The sequence below is a fragment of the Sulfurovum sp. NBC37-1 genome, from assembly GCF_000010345.1.
In the GTDB taxonomy this organism is placed as follows: domain Bacteria; phylum Campylobacterota; class Campylobacteria; order Campylobacterales; family Sulfurovaceae; genus Sulfurovum.
This window is the reverse complement of sequence record NC_009663.1, coordinates 15,146-30,895: the sequence shown is the minus strand read 5'-3', so window position 1 is coordinate 30,895 and position 15,750 is coordinate 15,146. Positions and strand designations below refer to the sequence as shown.

General features: G+C 46.5%; 18 protein-coding genes. 9 read left to right on the top strand and 9 right to left on the bottom strand.

The features are described from left to right. Positions 1–43 precede the first annotated feature (43 nt). The 8 genes from SUN_RS00160 to SUN_RS00125 are packed head-to-tail and all read right to left on the bottom strand — an operon-like array spanning position 44 to position 7,748. Positions 44–670, bottom strand: coding sequence for a type II secretion system protein (locus SUN_RS00160; protein WP_041672611.1), 627 nt, complete (start codon positions 668–670; stop codon positions 44–46). Further along, on the bottom strand, positions 663–2,174 hold the full coding sequence (locus tag SUN_RS00155) for a GspE/PulE family protein (protein ID WP_011979725.1): 1,512 nt from the start codon (positions 2,172–2,174) through the stop codon (positions 663–665). The genes SUN_RS00160 and SUN_RS00155 overlap by 8 nt, the downstream gene beginning before the upstream one ends. Continuing rightward, positions 2,174–4,210, bottom strand: a complete 2,037-nt coding sequence (gene gspD, locus SUN_RS00150; RefSeq protein WP_011979724.1) for a type II secretion system secretin GspD — start codon at positions 4,208–4,210, stop codon at positions 2,174–2,176. The genes SUN_RS00155 and gspD overlap by 1 nt, the downstream gene beginning before the upstream one ends. Next, on the bottom strand, positions 4,197–5,039 hold the full coding sequence (locus SUN_RS00145) for a PDZ domain-containing protein (protein WP_011979723.1): 843 nt from the start codon (positions 5,037–5,039) through the stop codon (positions 4,197–4,199). Before SUN_RS00145 ends, gspD begins: the two co-directional genes overlap by 14 nt. Further along, positions 5,023–5,538 (bottom strand): hypothetical protein, encoded by a 516-nt coding sequence (locus SUN_RS00140; RefSeq protein WP_011979722.1) that lies wholly within the window; start codon positions 5,536–5,538, stop codon positions 5,023–5,025. Before SUN_RS00140 ends, SUN_RS00145 begins: the two co-directional genes overlap by 17 nt. Further along, a complete protein-coding gene (locus SUN_RS00135) occupies positions 5,526–5,927 on the bottom strand; it encodes a hypothetical protein (protein ID WP_011979721.1) in 402 nt (133 codons plus the stop codon). The genes SUN_RS00140 and SUN_RS00135 overlap by 13 nt, the downstream gene beginning before the upstream one ends. Further along, positions 5,924–6,856 (bottom strand): hypothetical protein, encoded by a 933-nt coding sequence (locus SUN_RS00130; protein ID WP_011979720.1) that lies wholly within the window; start codon positions 6,854–6,856, stop codon positions 5,924–5,926. The genes SUN_RS00135 and SUN_RS00130 overlap by 4 nt, the downstream gene beginning before the upstream one ends. After that, the gene (locus SUN_RS00125) at positions 6,834–7,748 is read right to left on the bottom strand and encodes a hypothetical protein (RefSeq protein ID WP_011979719.1); all 915 of its coding nucleotides are present in this window, start codon (positions 7,746–7,748) and stop codon (positions 6,834–6,836) included. The genes SUN_RS00130 and SUN_RS00125 overlap by 23 nt, the downstream gene beginning before the upstream one ends. 60 nt (positions 7,749–7,808) lie before the next feature. Here SUN_RS00125 and gspG point away from each other — a divergent pair, with 60 nt between their 5' ends. From gspG to mobA, 8 genes are all read left to right on the top strand, one after another. Continuing rightward, a complete protein-coding gene (gene gspG, locus SUN_RS00120) occupies positions 7,809–8,252 on the top strand; it encodes a type II secretion system major pseudopilin GspG (RefSeq protein ID WP_011979718.1) in 444 nt (147 codons plus the stop codon). A gap of 8 nt (positions 8,253–8,260) precedes the next feature. Beyond that, on the top strand, positions 8,261–8,803 hold the full coding sequence (locus SUN_RS00115) for a prepilin-type N-terminal cleavage/methylation domain-containing protein (RefSeq protein WP_011979717.1): 543 nt from the start codon (positions 8,261–8,263) through the stop codon (positions 8,801–8,803). Beyond that, positions 8,800–9,228 carry a hypothetical protein gene (locus SUN_RS00110; RefSeq protein WP_011979716.1) on the top strand — a complete coding sequence of 143 codons (429 nt, stop codon included), beginning with the start codon at positions 8,800–8,802 and terminating at the stop codon, positions 9,226–9,228. Before SUN_RS00115 ends, SUN_RS00110 begins: the two co-directional genes overlap by 4 nt. A gap of 98 nt (positions 9,229–9,326) precedes the next feature. Further along, positions 9,327–10,562, top strand: a complete 1,236-nt coding sequence (locus SUN_RS00105; protein WP_232501337.1) for a type II secretion system F family protein — start codon at positions 9,327–9,329, stop codon at positions 10,560–10,562. 36 nt (positions 10,563–10,598) lie between these two features. Further along, positions 10,599–11,381, top strand: a complete 783-nt coding sequence (locus SUN_RS00100; RefSeq protein ID WP_011979714.1) for a TIGR04219 family outer membrane beta-barrel protein — start codon at positions 10,599–10,601, stop codon at positions 11,379–11,381. After that, complete coding sequence (locus tag SUN_RS00095; RefSeq protein WP_011979713.1) at positions 11,381–11,878, top strand: RDD family protein; 498 nt, start codon at positions 11,381–11,383, stop codon at positions 11,876–11,878. Before SUN_RS00100 ends, SUN_RS00095 begins: the two co-directional genes overlap by 1 nt. Beyond that, the gene (locus SUN_RS00090; protein WP_011979712.1) at positions 11,875–12,996 is read left to right on the top strand and encodes an MFS transporter; all 1,122 of its coding nucleotides are present in this window, start codon (positions 11,875–11,877) and stop codon (positions 12,994–12,996) included. The genes SUN_RS00095 and SUN_RS00090 overlap by 4 nt, the downstream gene beginning before the upstream one ends. Further along, positions 12,993–13,559 (top strand): molybdenum cofactor guanylyltransferase MobA, encoded by a 567-nt coding sequence (mobA, locus tag SUN_RS00085; protein ID WP_011979711.1) that lies wholly within the window; start codon positions 12,993–12,995, stop codon positions 13,557–13,559. Before SUN_RS00090 ends, mobA begins: the two co-directional genes overlap by 4 nt. On the opposite strand, the gene SUN_RS00080 is transcribed toward mobA, so the two are convergent. Next, positions 13,560–14,465: a LysR family transcriptional regulator gene (locus SUN_RS00080; protein ID WP_011979710.1), complete on the bottom strand. Its 906-nt coding sequence runs from the start codon at positions 14,463–14,465 to the stop codon at positions 13,560–13,562. Between the two features lie 122 nt (positions 14,466–14,587). On the opposite strand from SUN_RS00080, the gene SUN_RS00075 reads away from it, so the two are divergent. Beyond that, positions 14,588–15,655: a YeiH family protein gene (locus tag SUN_RS00075; protein WP_011979709.1), complete on the top strand. Its 1,068-nt coding sequence runs from the start codon at positions 14,588–14,590 to the stop codon at positions 15,653–15,655. Positions 15,656–15,750: the final 95 nt, after the last annotated feature.

Genomic DNA, 15,750 nt, shown 5'->3' with positions numbered 1-15,750 from the left:
TTGCGTGATATCAAGAATATTGTAACAGATTTAACTAAAAATCCTAGGTGAGTGACGGTGGTGTAACTTGAGCCGGAGGTTTTGTCGTATTTTTCTCCTGTCTTCCGGGGGAACGGTTCTTTCTGACCGGTTTCTTGACGGCCTTTTTCTTTTTCTTCTTTTTCTTTTGCGGTTTCGTGACACCCTGCACCATAAAGGAGATTGGTTCTTTTTTTGCCTGCTGTATGAGAACCAGCACTTTGTCATTGCTGTGATAGACATCGAAAACTTCAAGATTCTTCATCACAACGTTCGCTTCCACTCTGTCATCTGCTCTCAATGGCAGGATATATCCGTTTCCTTCCACCCTGAGAAGGGCATGGTCCTTTTTCATTACGATCCAGCATATTTTGGCACTGGGAAGTTCATAGAGTGAATTCCTGGTCTGCTCTATACAGAGTCGTGTAAAGTCGTCTTTTTTGATGGTCAGGTTGCCGTCAGAACTCAGAATATCGAGATAAAGCGTCTCTGTCGCTTTGGTAATCTTTTTGGATTTTTCCACATAATCAAAAAGGTGTTTGTTAGAGTCTTTGAGCAGTTCGACACTCTGATAGAGTGCCGGGAGTATCAGTCCCAGCAGCGCAATGGAGATAAGTACCTCCAAGAGGGTAAACGCGCTTCTTTTAGCCATCCATGAGTCCGACACGGAGTGCTTCCTCATAACTTGTCTCACCTGAAAGCAACATCTCTTTGAGCTTGTCAGCAATGGTTTTCATGCCGTTCTTTTTCATCACTTCACGGACCTGATGGTCATTGAAACCATCCTTCATCATCTCTTTGACCCTGTCATCAATGATAAAAAGTTCTCCTATCGCCTGTCTTCCTTTGTAGCCGGTAAAGTCACACTCCTTGCAGCCCACGGCTCTGAAATATAGCTTGTCGACAGCCACACTGATCTCTTCTGCAATAGCAGACGGCAACAGTGCCTTTTCTTTACAGTGTACACAAAGCTTTCGTGTCAGTCTCTGTGCCAAAACACCCAGGAGGGTTGCCGAGATCAGGAAGTTCTCTATACCCATATCCATCAGACGGCTCAGGGAGGAGGTGGAGTCATTGGTATGTAGTGTTGAGAGAAGCAGGTGTCCGGTCAGTGCAGAACGCAAAGCGATGTCAGCCGTTTCGGAGTCACGTATTTCCCCCACCATGATGATATCCGGGTCCTGTCTCAAAATGGAACGCAATCCTGCCGCAAAGGTAAGCCCCACCTTGGTGTTGACCTGTATCTGACTGATATTGCTTGCATTGTACTCTACGGGATCTTCCACGGTGATAATGTTCTTGTCAGGCGTGGCTATATGCTGCAGGAAGGCATGCAATGTGGTCGATTTACCCGACCCTGTCGGCCCCGTGACAAGGATCATCCCGTGGGCATGGTTGAGCAATTTGTAGAGATCTTCGGTCAGATCCTCCGCAAAACCAAGTTCCTGAAGGCTGGGAATGTGCTCGCTCTGCATCAGTATCCTCATCACCACACGCTCACCGTAATAGGTAGGCAGTACAGAGACCCTGACGTCGAGTGTCTTCCCCGAAATGCTGATCTGGGTACGCCCATCTTGCGGTACACGTTTTTCGGAGATATCAAGGCTGGAAATGACCTTGATACGGTTGATGACCAGGTTGATGATACTCTTTTCAAGATCGAGATGCTTTTTGAGCGCGCCGTCAATACGCAGACGGACCTCTCCTTTTCGTTCTCCACTCTCTATATGGATATCGCTCGCACCCTTCTTGATAGCCTGAAAGAAGAGGGAGTTGACTAGCTTGATGATAGGTGCGGATTCTTCGCTGGAAAGCAGGTCCTGGGAATTACGGATAAAATCAAGCAGATCACCCTCTGCCTCAATAAGCTCTTCAGAAGTTGTGGGCATCTCTTCGAAGTCAGAACCGGTCTGAATCTCGAGGAATTTATTTTTGAGACGTACAAAACTCTCGGTATCGACCATCACCACCGGATAGTCAACAGAGAGTTTGGCGAGATAATTCAGCGCATCTGCCAGTGTCTCCTGCTGGACAACACAGCTGTCGATATCCTCGATCGTACTGAACAACAGAGAATGTTTCAGTGCGATCTTGTGGTTGATGGACTCCTCCCATAACGGTTCAAGATTGACATCCTGCAGTTTGGGGAATTGCATCAGAATTCCTCCTCGGCCTGGTTCAGCAGGTCGAGGTTGCTGGCATGTCCGCTACCTGCATGTGTCGAGGCAGGTTCGGGGACATACTCCGTTTTCGGGACCAGTGCTTTTGCCGGACTGCTGTGGTGCTTGCCTTTGTTCTTCTCCAGTGCCTGTTCAACAAGCCTGTTGTAGCGTACCTGGACCTCTTCGAGTTCTGCGAGCATCTCCTTGAGCTTCTGCAGGTCGCCGCTCTTTCTGACAATATAGGGCGTCAGGTAGATCACGACGTTCTGTTCTCGTTCCACATCACCTGTATGCGTAAAAAGCATTTCGCCCAATACGGGAATATCGCCAAGGAAAGGTACTTTGCTGATATTTTTTCCTCCCGCTCTCTTGATAAGGCCTCCGAGAATGATCATCTCACCGTTCCTGACGATAGCATTGGTCTTGACCGTTCTTTTGGTAGTCGTGGGCCTGTCTTCGACCTGTTCCGATGAAGGATCGATATCTTCGAGGACCGTTTCGACCTCGAGTGTCACTTGGTTGTTGCTGGAGAGTCTCGGCTTGACCTTGAGTGTCAGTCCGATATCTTCCCTGCTGTAGTTGTTGATGACGTTGGAGATCGCCGTCGTGGATTGCTGCGCCTGCGTTAGAATCGATCGTGTTTGCCCCACATAGATCTCGGCTTCCTTGTTGTTTGTACAGAGTACTGAAGGTTCACTCAGAAGATGTGCCGCACCGTTCTTCTCCAAAAGATCCAGTGCTGCACCAAGAGCAAAGGCTTTGTCCGTTGAATCAAACTTGAATGCAGGGTTGTTTTCTTGGATCACACTACCTGTAACAGGATCTGTATAGGTTTTTGTATTATTTGTGTTCAAAAAACCCAAAAGTGCCGGGGACATCTGTAATGCACTTGCTCCCATATTACCCGCCAGAGTAAAGAGTCCCGAAGAGGTGATCGTCCCTCCGTTCATTCCGTATTTCATACCGACCTGCTCGGCCATATTCTTGTCGATCTCCACGATTTTCGCCTTGACATAGACCTGTACTTTGGGAATATCTATCTTTCGTACCGTTTCACGAATATTTCGCATCTGTTCCCCCGTTGCAAGTACGATAAGCGCATTTCTTTCAATATCGGAAACCACCATCGCCTTGCTTGGCGGCTTGCCCCCTTTTTTTGGTCTTTTCGTCGCCATATTGTTCATCTGGGAGATCAATTTGCTCATGATCTTTTCCATCTCTTCGACATTGGAATTCTTCAGGCGGAGTACATACATTTTCTGTGTTTGGTCGTCCCCTTTCTGGTCGAGTTGCTTGATGTACTTGATCATCCGACGATCGTTATCTTCCTTGCCTACAAGGATGAGTGAGTTAGTCGCTTCATCCTTGAAGATATCCACTTTTTCGCTCTCGATGGTCTGAGGGAACAGTTTCTTTGCCATATTCTGCACATTGGGGAAGACTTCTTTAACACTGGCGTTCTTTAGCTTGACAACCACGGAACGTTTGACACCCCTCTTCTCGACCGCTTTGATGATCTTGGAGATTGACTGCAGTGTTCTCGGTGTGGCAGTGATCGCCAGGACATTGTTCTCTTTGAAGGAGATTATCTTGTCATTTCTGTTCAGCAGCGGTTTGATCTTGGCGCGCACGACCGCCGCATTGGAGTTCTTCAGCGGGAACATGACCGTTTTCATAGTTTCCCCATTAATGGAACTGCTGACATCGAGTCCCTCACCCGCTGCCGTGGAACCCTTGACCACTTTGTAGAATTCGCCCTGATCAATCAGTGCCAGCCCCTTGCTTCTCAAAATAGAGTTCGCCAGAGGTATCAGGGAAGATTTCTTGATCGGCTTGGTCGAAACAAAGTTGATCTTACCCTTCAGATCGGTGTCGATAAGGATGTTCTTCTGAGTGATCTTTGAGACCATTTCGATAAAATCCTTGACGGACAGGTCACGAAAATTCACATTGACTGTCTCGTCATCTGCCGCCTGCAGTGCAATCGTAAAGATCAACAGTATGCCCAAAAGTATTTTAGTTAATTTCATATTCCAACTCCATGTCTTCTTTTCCTCGCTGAATGACCAGCGTAAGGTTCTCTACATCTCCGACATTCTTATAAACATTAAATGCCGCATTATAACTGTTTATCTCCTGTCCGTTGATAGACTTTATAATATCTCCACGCCGCACCCCAAGTTTTGCAAAAGGACTGCCGCGCTTCACAAAGGTGATCTTGAAGCCTTTGAGGATTTTGCCCTCTTTGAGCTCGGTAATACCGATATTTTTGTAGATATCGTCCATGTTCTTGGCATAGTGTCTCAACAGGGCTCTGTCAACGATCTTATGGTCTCCCGCATCGACGATCTCTCCCTCAGCCACATTGTTTCCACTCTGAGGTTTTGAAACGGCGGAACGGGAAGCCGGTCGGATACTTCCTGATACTGAACCTTTTTTGCCTTTGATCAGGTCGACCCTGTAGGTCTTGCCGTTCTTGCTGAACGTAGCATAGGTGCTTCCTGCTCCTTCAAGTGTAAATCCATTGATCTCTCCCCCGCGTCCGAGTACTTTTGTCTTACGCTTGTACATCACAGTGACCACCGTCGTGTCAGGAGCATTGTATACGGCAAGGAGCTCAATGTCTTTGATGCTGCCCATAGGGGCTCTCTTTTCCACTTTTTTGGGAGCAGGTGCTTTGTTAGGGGAGAGATCGACCCTGTAGTAGAGGGATTTACCTCCCACCTCTTCAGTCTGGTTAATCCCCGCTGTGGGCAGAAGTTTCATTTCTACTGCCAGCCATACTAACTTGACCACAAGTATTGCAATGAGCAGTGTGAGTAACCACTTCAGTGTCCGGGGATTAAAAAGATGTTTCATAATACCATCCTTTCTCTCCCTTTTTCAGCTGGTGTTTCAAGACACCGGGTTTGCTGAGCTCGGTAAAATCAAGATGGACCTTGCGCTGTGCCAGGTCGATGTCACCTTCAAATGCCCCAAAGGCGCCCTTGCCGGAAACCTGTACATATCCGGGATGCCAGATAACATGGGAAAATACTGCTTCAGCCAGTTTTGTCGGCAGCATATTTTTCAAGGAGTCATCCAGTACGATCCCCTGAAGTGTCACCCTGCTGTAAAAAAGCAGGGAGAAGAAGCTGGCATGTTTGATGTGGATCAGGTCGATCCCCTTCATATAGACCACTGCCTCATCGATATTCAGCGTGAAAATCCCTCCAGTTATACTGCCTTCGTTGATCTTGACACCCTGTGTGGCAAGCACCTGTTCAACTTTATAATAGAGGTTACGCTTTGGCATGAAGAGTACAAAGGCGAACCAAACGGCAAACAGGATCATCAATGCTTTTTTTACCACTTGCATTTGCACTCCACATTATAATTCTCACCAGATTTGCTTATATCGAGCTCTATGATCTGCACAGCAAGGCTCATCACCTTTGTCATCAGCTTGTTCAGCTCTTTGGAAGTGAGCTCTTTGTAACGGGCTGTCAGTTTCTTGCCTTTTTTGTTCCATGTCACTTTGGATACAGGCACGATACTTTGCAGTCTGTCGATCTTTTTGGAGAGGCCCTTGTCACCCCATACCCTCTTGAGGGCAATGATCTCTTTGAAATCTCTCACTTCCTGCTTCATCGTGAAAAGCTGCTCCGCCTGTGAGGAGACCTGGGCATTTTTGTAAAAAAAGGCGATCAGCATCAAAAAGAAAGAAATCCCTACAATCAGTTCATATCGATACGGTCTCAGATTCATACGTTCCCCTCAATAACCACAATGTTACTGCCCTTGGCCCTTGTCACATTGAAGTGGGACTTTTTAGCCAACTCCTGTACCTTTTTTGCCACCTTGTCATTCGCACAGGAGAAGACCACCTTGAAATGCTTTTCGTTCATGTGATAGGAGGTCAGGGTCACTCCCTTGAAGATCATCGCAGCAAGTGTTTTAATGGTCTCTCTTTTTTTACGTTCTTTGCTGTCGATCGTTCGGTATTTGAACGCGATACTTTCTCTTTGCAGTTTGCTTTGCAGTGCCGGGTAGCCTTCAAGAAGTTCCTGCATCTCCTGCTGCTGCACCTTGAGGCTTCGGCTGTACTGCCATCCCTCGACAAAAAAGATTCCTGCAAAGACGGTGAAGATACCCGCCAAAACAATCGCCTCTTTTTTGCTGAGCAGTGAGGTATAGACACCCTGCAGCGCTACGCCGGATGAGGGGGTGAAACGGGCGCTGAACTCTGTTGCATGAAGGTCGCCGGAAAGTATCCCTTTGGGTATAAGCGTCACAATCCCGTCGATCGTCATCAATGCCTCTTTGTCACCGAGGAGCACCGGCTGCTCAAACAGCTTAGCTGTCTGCTGTGCAAAAAAGACCTTGGAGAGATGTTCAGCAAAGATACCTTTGGCAAGAAGGAGTTCCCTGATCTCTTCAGGGTCGTAGGCAATGAATACCCAGCCGTCCTTCTCTTTGAAAACAAAATACTCATATGTTCTGCTCTCATCCAAAAGTCCGTCAAAGAGCGAAGGTGCGATCTTTTTGGCCTGATAGAGGTATTTGACAGGAAGTGTCTCTTTTTTCATCGTGTAAAACTGAGGCGTGAGCATTACATTGACACTATGGTCGAGAGAGACGGGATTCATTCCCCTATGTACCAGCAGCAGCTCTTTATTGCTTCCCGTTAAATTCAAAATCTTTCACCTCTTCCTCATTGTCAATGAACGTAAATGCAAAGCGCTCATCCTCATAGGCATACTGTACACTGCACTTCACCTCTTCAACGAACTTCTGTGCAAAAAGTTTGTCGTTATACTCCCCGCCCATATTCTGGACAAAATCCTTCAGCTTCATGCCGCCTTCCACCCACTCTTCCTTGACACTGTCAAGGTCGATATCGAACAGCATCGCAATGAGTTCGGGAGAAAGATAATCCCCGTCTACCAGCGCACCGCTGTCGCCAAACACAAAATATTTCTTCCAGGGGACCAGAGAAATTTTCCGGTCATCCGTCTCGAACTGATAGCGTTGAAGGATCTGCCCGAATTGTTTAAAAGATATAATACCATTTTTTTGCAAAAGTCTGTTGTACTCTTTAACAATGAACGGTTTTTTGCTCTGCATCTCTTCAAGAAGTATTTCTTCGAGCCTACCTGCGTCTTCAAGATCATAGGTCTGGGCGATATTCTCAAAGAGTTTCCGGGCCGCATCATACTGCAATGACATCTTGGGGTCGTTTTCTTTTCCCAGCCAGTTGATGTTGATACCGTTCGCTCTGGGACGACATTGAATCAATATATCGAATCTTGCGTCCGGAGAGGCCAGCGGTACCGGCATCTGATACAGTGTAGTGTAGAGTGTTTTCTTCTCTTTGAATCCTTTGATGATCTTCCTGATATCAGTGTAGTAAAGGTCTGCCTGGATCAGCGCTTTGGTCCCTGCAGCATCTTTCCGTACTGTATCGAAATAGGAAAGAAGCACCCCTGTAAGAGCTATGAGTACCGCCAGTACCGAGAGTGTAATAAGCAGAGCGAAGCCTTTTCTCCCTGTTGTATTCCTGCTGACATGGTATTTGGGTTTATCCATCTAAAAGCTCTATTAAAGTAAAATTGTCAGATATTATACCAAAGCAAACTAAGGAAAGATATGCGCACAGCACAATCAACGGACCGAACACTCAGAGCGGGTTTCTCCCTGATAGAACTTCTCATCGTCATCGTGATACTCGGGGGGCTTGTCGCCGTCGTGGCACCCGGACTGATGGACTCTGCCGATCAGGCCAAAAGAGATACGGTCTGCCTTAAGATGAATGACATTGGCAAAAGACTCGACATGTTCAAACTCGACAACGGTGTTTACCCTGACACAGAAGAGGGACTTGAAGCGCTCCTGAGCAACCCTGATGCCGAAAAATACCCGAACTACAGGGCAAAACCCTACCTGAGGAAACTGCCGAAAGATTCGTGGGAAACACCCTTCGTTTACATCAAAAAAGGAGATGAGTTTGAACTTGTCAGTTTCGCTTCGGACAGAAAAGAGGGGGGAGAAGAGAATAATAAGGACATTCGCTTCTCTGAATGTAACAAATAGACCGGTTCATGCTCTCCTCAACAACACGAAGAAGTGCTTTCACCCTGCTTGAACTTCTTGTGGTCATCGTCATTGTTTCCATTGTATACTTTCTTGGATTCAACGGAATGGAGAAGAGTGAGAACAAACCCAGGGCACTGACCGCGCTCAACCTAAAAACAAGCATTCAGCATTCTGAACTTTTCAGCGGTGAAGCGACACTGATCTGCATTGACCAGTGCAGGAACTGCTATCTTCGTACAGATATTTCCTCTCCTTTTGAAGCCTACGAGAACAAGATAGACCTTGCAGAGACTAAAACCTATACCCTCAATTCACAGGAGTCGCTGCTGCTGCTTGAAGACGGGCGATACCAGGACAAGAAGATCTGTCTTGAGATGAACTTTTACAGGAACGGCAGCTCCACACAGTTGATACTGGAGAACCGACACGGTATCTATTTTCTCCCGGCATTTTTTGGAGAGCCAGCAAAAGTCGACTCTCTGGAAGAAGCCAGGGAGCTCTGGCTCAAGAACAGCAGGCTGGCTGCTGGAAGCGGGGATTTTTATTGAAAGATTTATTGCACAGAATGGCCCTGCGTCCTGCCTTTACCATCATAGAGATACTTGTATCCGTGATCATCATCTCCGTCTCCATCGTCTATGTACTCAAGGTGCACAGCCAGAACCATGAGCAGATCGTCTACATCACCGAAAGGAACAAACTCTCACTGCAAGATTCTCTCTTCCTTACCGATAATGCCTTACGCTACCACAAAGAGAAGAAGGATGCCTATGAAGTGTTACGATCCTATTTCAAAATTGATGATTTTAAAAGCAGGGAGATCCTAAAAAAGGCCCAGAGGGAGTATTTCATACCTGAAGCGGTCAACCTCACTCCCGAAGAGGATTCCGGTCCTGCCGCCACTGTCCAGGAGATCAAGCTCAAAGACAGATACTCTTCGGCCTATTTCCGCTTCAAGATCAGTACTTTTTAGAAGTTTATTGGTATGTTTTATCAAAATGAAAAAAGCCCTTCCCCCACTGCGCGTAAAGAACATACAGCTAAAAAAGTTATAATACAACCATCATAAAATTGGCAAGGACAGGCAGAGGAATGCTCTTCAAGTACAAAGGTTTCGACAAGACGGGGAAACGGGTCAAAGGAACGGTGACCGCCGGTACCACCGAAGAGGCCGGACAGAAACTTCGCACACAGAATATTTATTATGAATCCCTCACGCCAACCAGAGAGTTCTCCCTAGAAGCTTTTGCCAAAAGAGAAATGCCCGGTGAGATGCTGGCCACCTTCTCGAGGGAGCTCTCCTCCTACCTAAATTCGGGTATGACCATCTTGACCGCTATTCGATTGCTTGAGAATCAGCATGAGAATGAGAAAAAATATGTCTCTTTCCTTAACTCCATCAGAACGATGATCGATGAAGGAAAATCCCTTTATCATGCACTCAATACTCAGAAGGTCTATGCACTTCCTGAATTCTTCGTGCAGAGTCTCAACATTGCCGGGCAGAGCGGCAAGATGGTTGAAGTACTTACCAATATGGGAAACTTTTTTTCCGCACAGAACAAAGTCAAAAAACAGGTCAAGGGTGCCATGGTCTACCCTACGGTCATCTTTACGGTGGCCATTGCGATGACCTCTTTCCTCATCGCGTTCGTCGTCCCCAAGATCACGGGTATCTTCGAAGATACAGACCAGAAACTTCCGCCCATCACACAGTTCGTACTAAACATCAGCGATTTTCTCACCCACTACTATATCCATCTTGTCATAGGCATTGTACTCGTCATTGCACTCTTCAAACTCGCCTACAGCAAACTGTACTCGTTTCACCGTTTTTGGGATGGGCTGCTGCTGAAAGTGCCCATCCTGGGCTCACTGATCCAAAACCATGAACTCGGACGTTTCTCATACATCCTCTCATTGATGCTCGATTCAGGTGTTGCCTATGCACAGGCAGTCAAACTGTCAACCGCCTCATTTGGAAACTATAAGCTCAAGGAACTTTTTGAAACTGCTTCGGTCAAGGTACTGGAAGGAAACAAACTCTCCAATGCACTGCAAATGTCAAAAGGAGTGAAGCTCAAACGGAACTTCATGCAGTCTTTGGCGCTCGGAGAAGAGTCGAGTGAAGTTGCCAACATTCTGAACAACATTTCAAAACTCTATGCCGAAGAGAACGAAGACAGACTCAAACTGCTTCTCGGACTGCTCGAACCTCTGATGATGCTTTTGATCGGTGCAGTCGTCGGAGTGATCGTTTCAGCGATGCTTCTGCCTATCTTTACAATGACACAAGGTATAAAATAGTATCATTTCAACAAATAAAAATAATAAGGGAACATAATGATAAAAAAACTTGCACTTGCCTCTTTGTTAACTTCAGCTATACTCCATGCCGATATAGCCGGAGGAGAGATATCTGTCGGTATGTACAGCCACTCTCCAAGCGGATGCGCCTCCTATACTGAGCCCTATACAGGTTTGGGACTGGGCACATCTGCTGACGTGGAAGATACTTTGCACTGGGACAGCAATGAGAATGTTTTTCTCAAAGCCTATATAGAACACCCTGCACCGATGCTCCCCAATATCAAACTTGCCTATACGCAACTCTCCCAGGAGGGGAAAGGTGAGGTCGGCGATTTCACCTGGGGTGGCATCCATATTCCCGAGTTCGGAAGTATCGAAAATAACCTCGATATCAGCAAATACGATCTTACACTCTATTATGAGCTTCTCGACAATTGGGTGGAGGCCGACGTAGGTGTCACTCTGGGATACATTGACGGGAATATAGCTGTAACCACTCTGACAGGAATCGGGCCTATGTCTATTTCTGCTACTGAAGATACGGACTTTTCACTCTTTATACCTACACTCTACGGCAAAGCCAGATTCAATGTTCCCAATACCGATCTTAGCCTACAGTTCGAGGGCGATGTTTTCAGCTATGACGATACGACCTACTATAACTATGAACTCAGCGCCCGATACACATTCAGCATGGGACTGGGTATCGAAGCGGGGTATAAAGCCCAGCATCTTGACAGTAGTAACCTGGCGGACGGCCTTGTCGTCGATATAGACTTTGACGGCCCCTATGCCGCTGTCGTGTGGGACTTTTAATGGCAAAAAAACGCTTTCGTGACGTCAAACAGGGTAAAGTAGCCCAAGAGAATGATCACAGGAAATCTTCTCAAAAGCTCAAAAGGGATTATGCTTCCAAAGGCAGTAAACTCAAAGCTTTTTTGACGGACGCTTTCATGCTGGTCATGCCTCTCATGTATATTGTATTCTACCTTGTTATGGGTGGTCGTGAAGGATTTGCAGAGCACAAAGCTCTGGGCTGGCTCTATATTCTGGTGCCGTTGGTCATCGTACAGACCGCTTTCATGTACAAGACAGGGCAGACTCCCGGCTACCGGGCTTACGACCTGACGCTCATCGATGAGAGTACGGGAGAGAAACCCTCTCTCTTCATCATATTCTTCAGGAACGCTGCAGCGATACTTTCATTCTTCACTATCTTTGGCTGGGTCATGATGTTCTTTAGAAAAGACAGCAAGACTCTGCATGACCTTCTGAGCAACACGGCGGTGATCAACAAACCTGCAGACAAATGACCCAGATCAAACGCTTCGGCATGCTCCCCCCTTTTCTTGGCGCCTACTACTTTTTCTATTTTGCGCTGGTCGGTGTCTATGTGATCTTTATGCCCAAAGTACTTATTGATCTTGGGTACTCCACTATGGAAGTCGGCATCATTTACTCCGCTGCACCTTTCATGCGATTTCTGCTTCCTTTCATTTTCAAACATTATCTGCAGTTAACACCGAAGGTCTACCTCTTTTCCCTCATCCTCTCCTTTGCCGCCACGCTGATCTTTTTGGGGACGGTCAGAAGCTTTGAACTCTATCTGATCGCCAACCTGCTTTTCGGTGCCGCCATGGGGGTCTCCCTTCCTTATGTAGAGACCATTGCCCTTGCCTCACTGGCAAAGACTTCCTACGGGAAGGTCCGTCTCTGGGGCTCCATCGGTTTCATGGCCATCGCACTCTGGTTGGGAAAAGTACTGGAAGCACCATTCGAAGCACTCTATTACCTCTCTGTCATGACTTTTTTAACGCTTGTTTTCGGACTGATCCTGGTCAAATACGATACAACTTCCCATGATCAGGCACATGATGACGCCTCTTTTTCTCTCTCCAGGTACTGGGCATTCTGGGTTTCGGTCTTTTTGATGCAAGTTGGCTTTGGCGGTTTTTACAACTTCTTCACCATTTATGAGACCGCCCACGGTATCTCTCTGGAAATGACCAGCTGGATGTGGAGTTTCGGAGTGATCTGCGAGATATTCATGCTCTATTTTCAGGGACCATTGCTGCAGAGGAACCTGCTCAATATTCTGCAGTTCGCCATCCTTGTCACTTCCCTACGCTGGCTGATCCTTTACCTCTTCCCCGAATCCGTTGTATGGACATTCGCCTCACAGTCCCTTCATGCCATCTCATTTGCACTCTACCACACTGCTGCGATCACCTATGTCTTTTCACTTTATACACAGAAAAAACTGGCACAGCAATTCTTCCTTGGTATCGCCTTCGGCCTTGGTGGCTCGGTAGGGGCAGTTCTCTCCGGGCAGATCTACGGAGAAAATATGTTCCTCATCGAAGCACTGATCACTTTTATGGCATTTATTGTATTATGGATCCACCAAAAACGAAAAGAGTCGATCGTATGAAATACAAAATCCCCGCCGTAATCTTTGCCGGAGGTAAAAGTTCACGTATGGGTCGGGACAAAGCCCTGCTTCCCTTTGCCGATTACAATTCGCTGGCACAATACCAGTACGAACGCCTGCAAGGTCTCTTTGGAAAAGTCTATATTTCTGCTAAAAAGGACAAATTCGACTTCAGGACGGAACTGATCTATGACAGATATGACGTAAGTTCTCCTCTTGCCGGTATCCTTTCTATTTTCGAGACACTTGATGCAGATGAGATATTTATATTGAGTGTCGATGCACCTTTTGTAGACGAAAATGTGATCGAAAAATTATTGAAAGAAAATAAAGAAGGTATAGATACTGTGATCGCTCAGAGTCCTGACGGCCTACAGCCTCTCTGCGGTATTTATAAACGTTCCCTGCTTCCTTTGGCCAAGAAGCATCTTCAAGAGAATAGGCACCGGCTTACGCAGTTACTGAAAGAAGCAAAGAGTAAATTCGTAGCATTTGAAGATGATGATCCATTTACCAACCTGAACCATCCCCATGAATATGAAAAGGCGCTCAAACAGCTTTGATTACTTAAGCCGCTTCTCCTCATCGAGCATCTGCATCATCAGCTTTCTGGAAAAGAAAAGGAATTTCTCGAACAGTGTACTGTGGTACTTGTCCTTGTGGTATATCATGAGGAAATCCCGTTTACAGTCAAAGTTCTTGATCGGCACAGGGAACAGTTTTTCTTCTCTGATCTCGTTCCTGACCGAAATCTTGGAGATACAGGTAAAACATTCACGGTTCATCAGAATACTTTTGATCGACTCTGTATGTCCCAGTTCAAAAAAGATATTCAGGTTGTCGACCTTGTCTTTGATGTAGTTAAGGAAAACCTCTCTGGTCCCTGAACCCTCTTCCCTGAGTACCCATCTCATATCGGCAAGCTCATCGATATAACATGGTTTTGCCAGTTCCTTGTTGGCAGTAACCACTACCAGTTCATCCACACCAATCTTCTCTTTGATGATCTCCGGGCCGGAAACGATCCCCTCCACAAAGGCAACATCGATCGTTCCCGCCTTGATCATTTCAACGATCTCTTTTGTGTTCCCTTCTTTCAGCGTGATCTTGACATCAGGGTAGGAGCTCATATAGCTGCAAATGATCGAAGGCATCAGATAATCCACGATCGTCGTACTCGCTCCGACACGGATCATTCCTTTGTTCTCCGAATTTTTGAACTCATATTCGATATCCGAGAGCTTTTTGAAGATCGGATCGATCTCTTTGTACAATGCACGCCCCACTTCATTAAGTACGAGCTTTTTGTTAATTCTGTCAAAAACAGGACGTCCCAGAATATTCTCCATCTCCTTGATAGACATAGAAATAGCCGACTGGCTCAGGTTCATCTCTTTGGCAACATTGGTCAGGTGCCCGGAAGCGACCACATTGAGAAATATCTCCATCTGTCTAAGTGTTAATTTCATCTGCTCTCTTTTGTTCTAAAAGATTTATTATCTTTCTGTATTATATTGATTTGCATATTGTATCAAAATTATAGTAGAATTCCAAAATAGTTATCAATATTTTTGAACAAAGAAGGATCAGAATGGCTTTTTCACCTGAAAATCGTAAGGGTACCCTGAGCGGTATCCTATTTGTCGCCATATTTGCTGCGGCAGCGACCTACATCGCCGGTCTCGGACCGGTCAAGGCACTGGGACTTTCCCCTCTCGTTATCGGTATTGTCATGGGTATCTTCTATGCCAATACCCTGCACAACCAGACACCTGTCGAATGGCAGAGCGGTATCACATTCTCAGCAAAGAAGATCCTCCGTTTTGCTATCGTGCTTTACGGTTTCCGTCTAACTTTCCAGGAGATCATTGCCGTCGGACCGGATGGCTTCTTCGTCTCCCTGACCATGCTGACGACTACGCTCATTTTCGGTTCCTGGCTTGGCTACAAGGTCTTCGGTATGGAAAAAGATACGTCCATCCTGACAGCATCCGGAGCTGCCGTATGTGGTGCCGCTGCCGTTCTGGCAACAGAACCTGTACTGAAAGCGGAAGAATACAAAACTGCTGTTGCAGTATCCATGGTTGTACTGTTTGGAACTATCTCCATGTTTCTCTATCCGGTACTCTATACCGGACTCATCGAGCATGCGACAGGTTTCCTGCATATGACTGCCAGAGAATTCGGTATCTATACAGGGGGAACCATCCATGAAGTGGCACAGGTCGTTGCCGTCCCGGCTTCAGTACCCGGTTCTCCAAAAGAGATGGCCGACGCAGCCGTGATCGTTAAAATGACAAGGGTCATCATGATCGCGCCAATGCTGATCATTCTGGGACTTTACCTTGCATGGGATGCCAAAAGAAGCGGTGGAGAGCACAGCGGAAAAACGAAACTCGTCATTCCATGGTTCGCTGTCTACTTCATTATGGTCGCCGGCTTCAATTCACTGCACCTGCTGCCTGAAACACTTGTGAACGTCATCAACCAGGTCGATACCTTCCTGCTTACCATGGCGATGACTGCACTGGGTATGGGGACGATATTTGCCAAGTTCAAAGGGCTTGGGCTAGCACCGGTCTATACAGCACTGGGCATGTTCGCCTGGCTTGTGATTGGCGGATTTGTCGTTACAAAGGTCATTGTAGAAGTACTGTAACCTGATTTAAAATTGAAGAAGGAAGATGGAGAATTAAAAAATCTTCTCTTCTTTCACCTCAACTCTGATACAATAATATGTCTGTTCTTTAGACT

What these genes read in the sequence shown, in the direction of transcription:
- SUN_RS00160 (WP_041672611.1), bottom strand. Translation starts at nt 670, where the DNA reads ATGGCTAAAAGAAGCGCGTTTACCCTCTTGGAGGTACTTATCTCCATT.
- SUN_RS00155 (WP_011979725.1), bottom strand. Translation starts at nt 2,174, where the DNA reads ATGCAATTCCCCAAACTGCAGGATGTCAATCTTGAACCGTTATGGGAG.
- gspD (WP_011979724.1), bottom strand. Translation starts at nt 4,210, where the DNA reads ATGAAATTAACTAAAATACTTTTGGGCATACTGTTGATCTTTACGATT.
- SUN_RS00145 (WP_011979723.1), bottom strand. Translation starts at nt 5,039, where the DNA reads ATGAAACATCTTTTTAATCCCCGGACACTGAAGTGGTTACTCACACTG.
- SUN_RS00140 (WP_011979722.1), bottom strand. Translation starts at nt 5,538, where the DNA reads ATGCAAGTGGTAAAAAAAGCATTGATGATCCTGTTTGCCGTTTGGTTC.
- SUN_RS00135 (WP_011979721.1), bottom strand. Translation starts at nt 5,927, where the DNA reads ATGAATCTGAGACCGTATCGATATGAACTGATTGTAGGGATTTCTTTC.
- SUN_RS00125 (WP_011979719.1), bottom strand. Translation starts at nt 7,748, where the DNA reads ATGGATAAACCCAAATACCATGTCAGCAGGAATACAACAGGGAGAAAA.
- gspG (WP_011979718.1), top strand. Translation starts at nt 7,809, where the DNA reads ATGCGCACAGCACAATCAACGGACCGAACACTCAGAGCGGGTTTCTCC.
- SUN_RS00115 (WP_011979717.1), top strand. Translation starts at nt 8,261, where the DNA reads ATGCTCTCCTCAACAACACGAAGAAGTGCTTTCACCCTGCTTGAACTT.
- SUN_RS00100 (WP_011979714.1), top strand. Translation starts at nt 10,599, where the DNA reads ATGATAAAAAAACTTGCACTTGCCTCTTTGTTAACTTCAGCTATACTC.
- SUN_RS00095 (WP_011979713.1), top strand. Translation starts at nt 11,381, where the DNA reads ATGGCAAAAAAACGCTTTCGTGACGTCAAACAGGGTAAAGTAGCCCAA.
- SUN_RS00090 (WP_011979712.1), top strand. Translation starts at nt 11,875, where the DNA reads ATGACCCAGATCAAACGCTTCGGCATGCTCCCCCCTTTTCTTGGCGCC.
- mobA (WP_011979711.1), top strand. Translation starts at nt 12,993, where the DNA reads ATGAAATACAAAATCCCCGCCGTAATCTTTGCCGGAGGTAAAAGTTCA.
- SUN_RS00080 (WP_011979710.1), bottom strand. Translation starts at nt 14,465, where the DNA reads ATGAAATTAACACTTAGACAGATGGAGATATTTCTCAATGTGGTCGCT.
- SUN_RS00075 (WP_011979709.1), top strand. Translation starts at nt 14,588, where the DNA reads ATGGCTTTTTCACCTGAAAATCGTAAGGGTACCCTGAGCGGTATCCTA.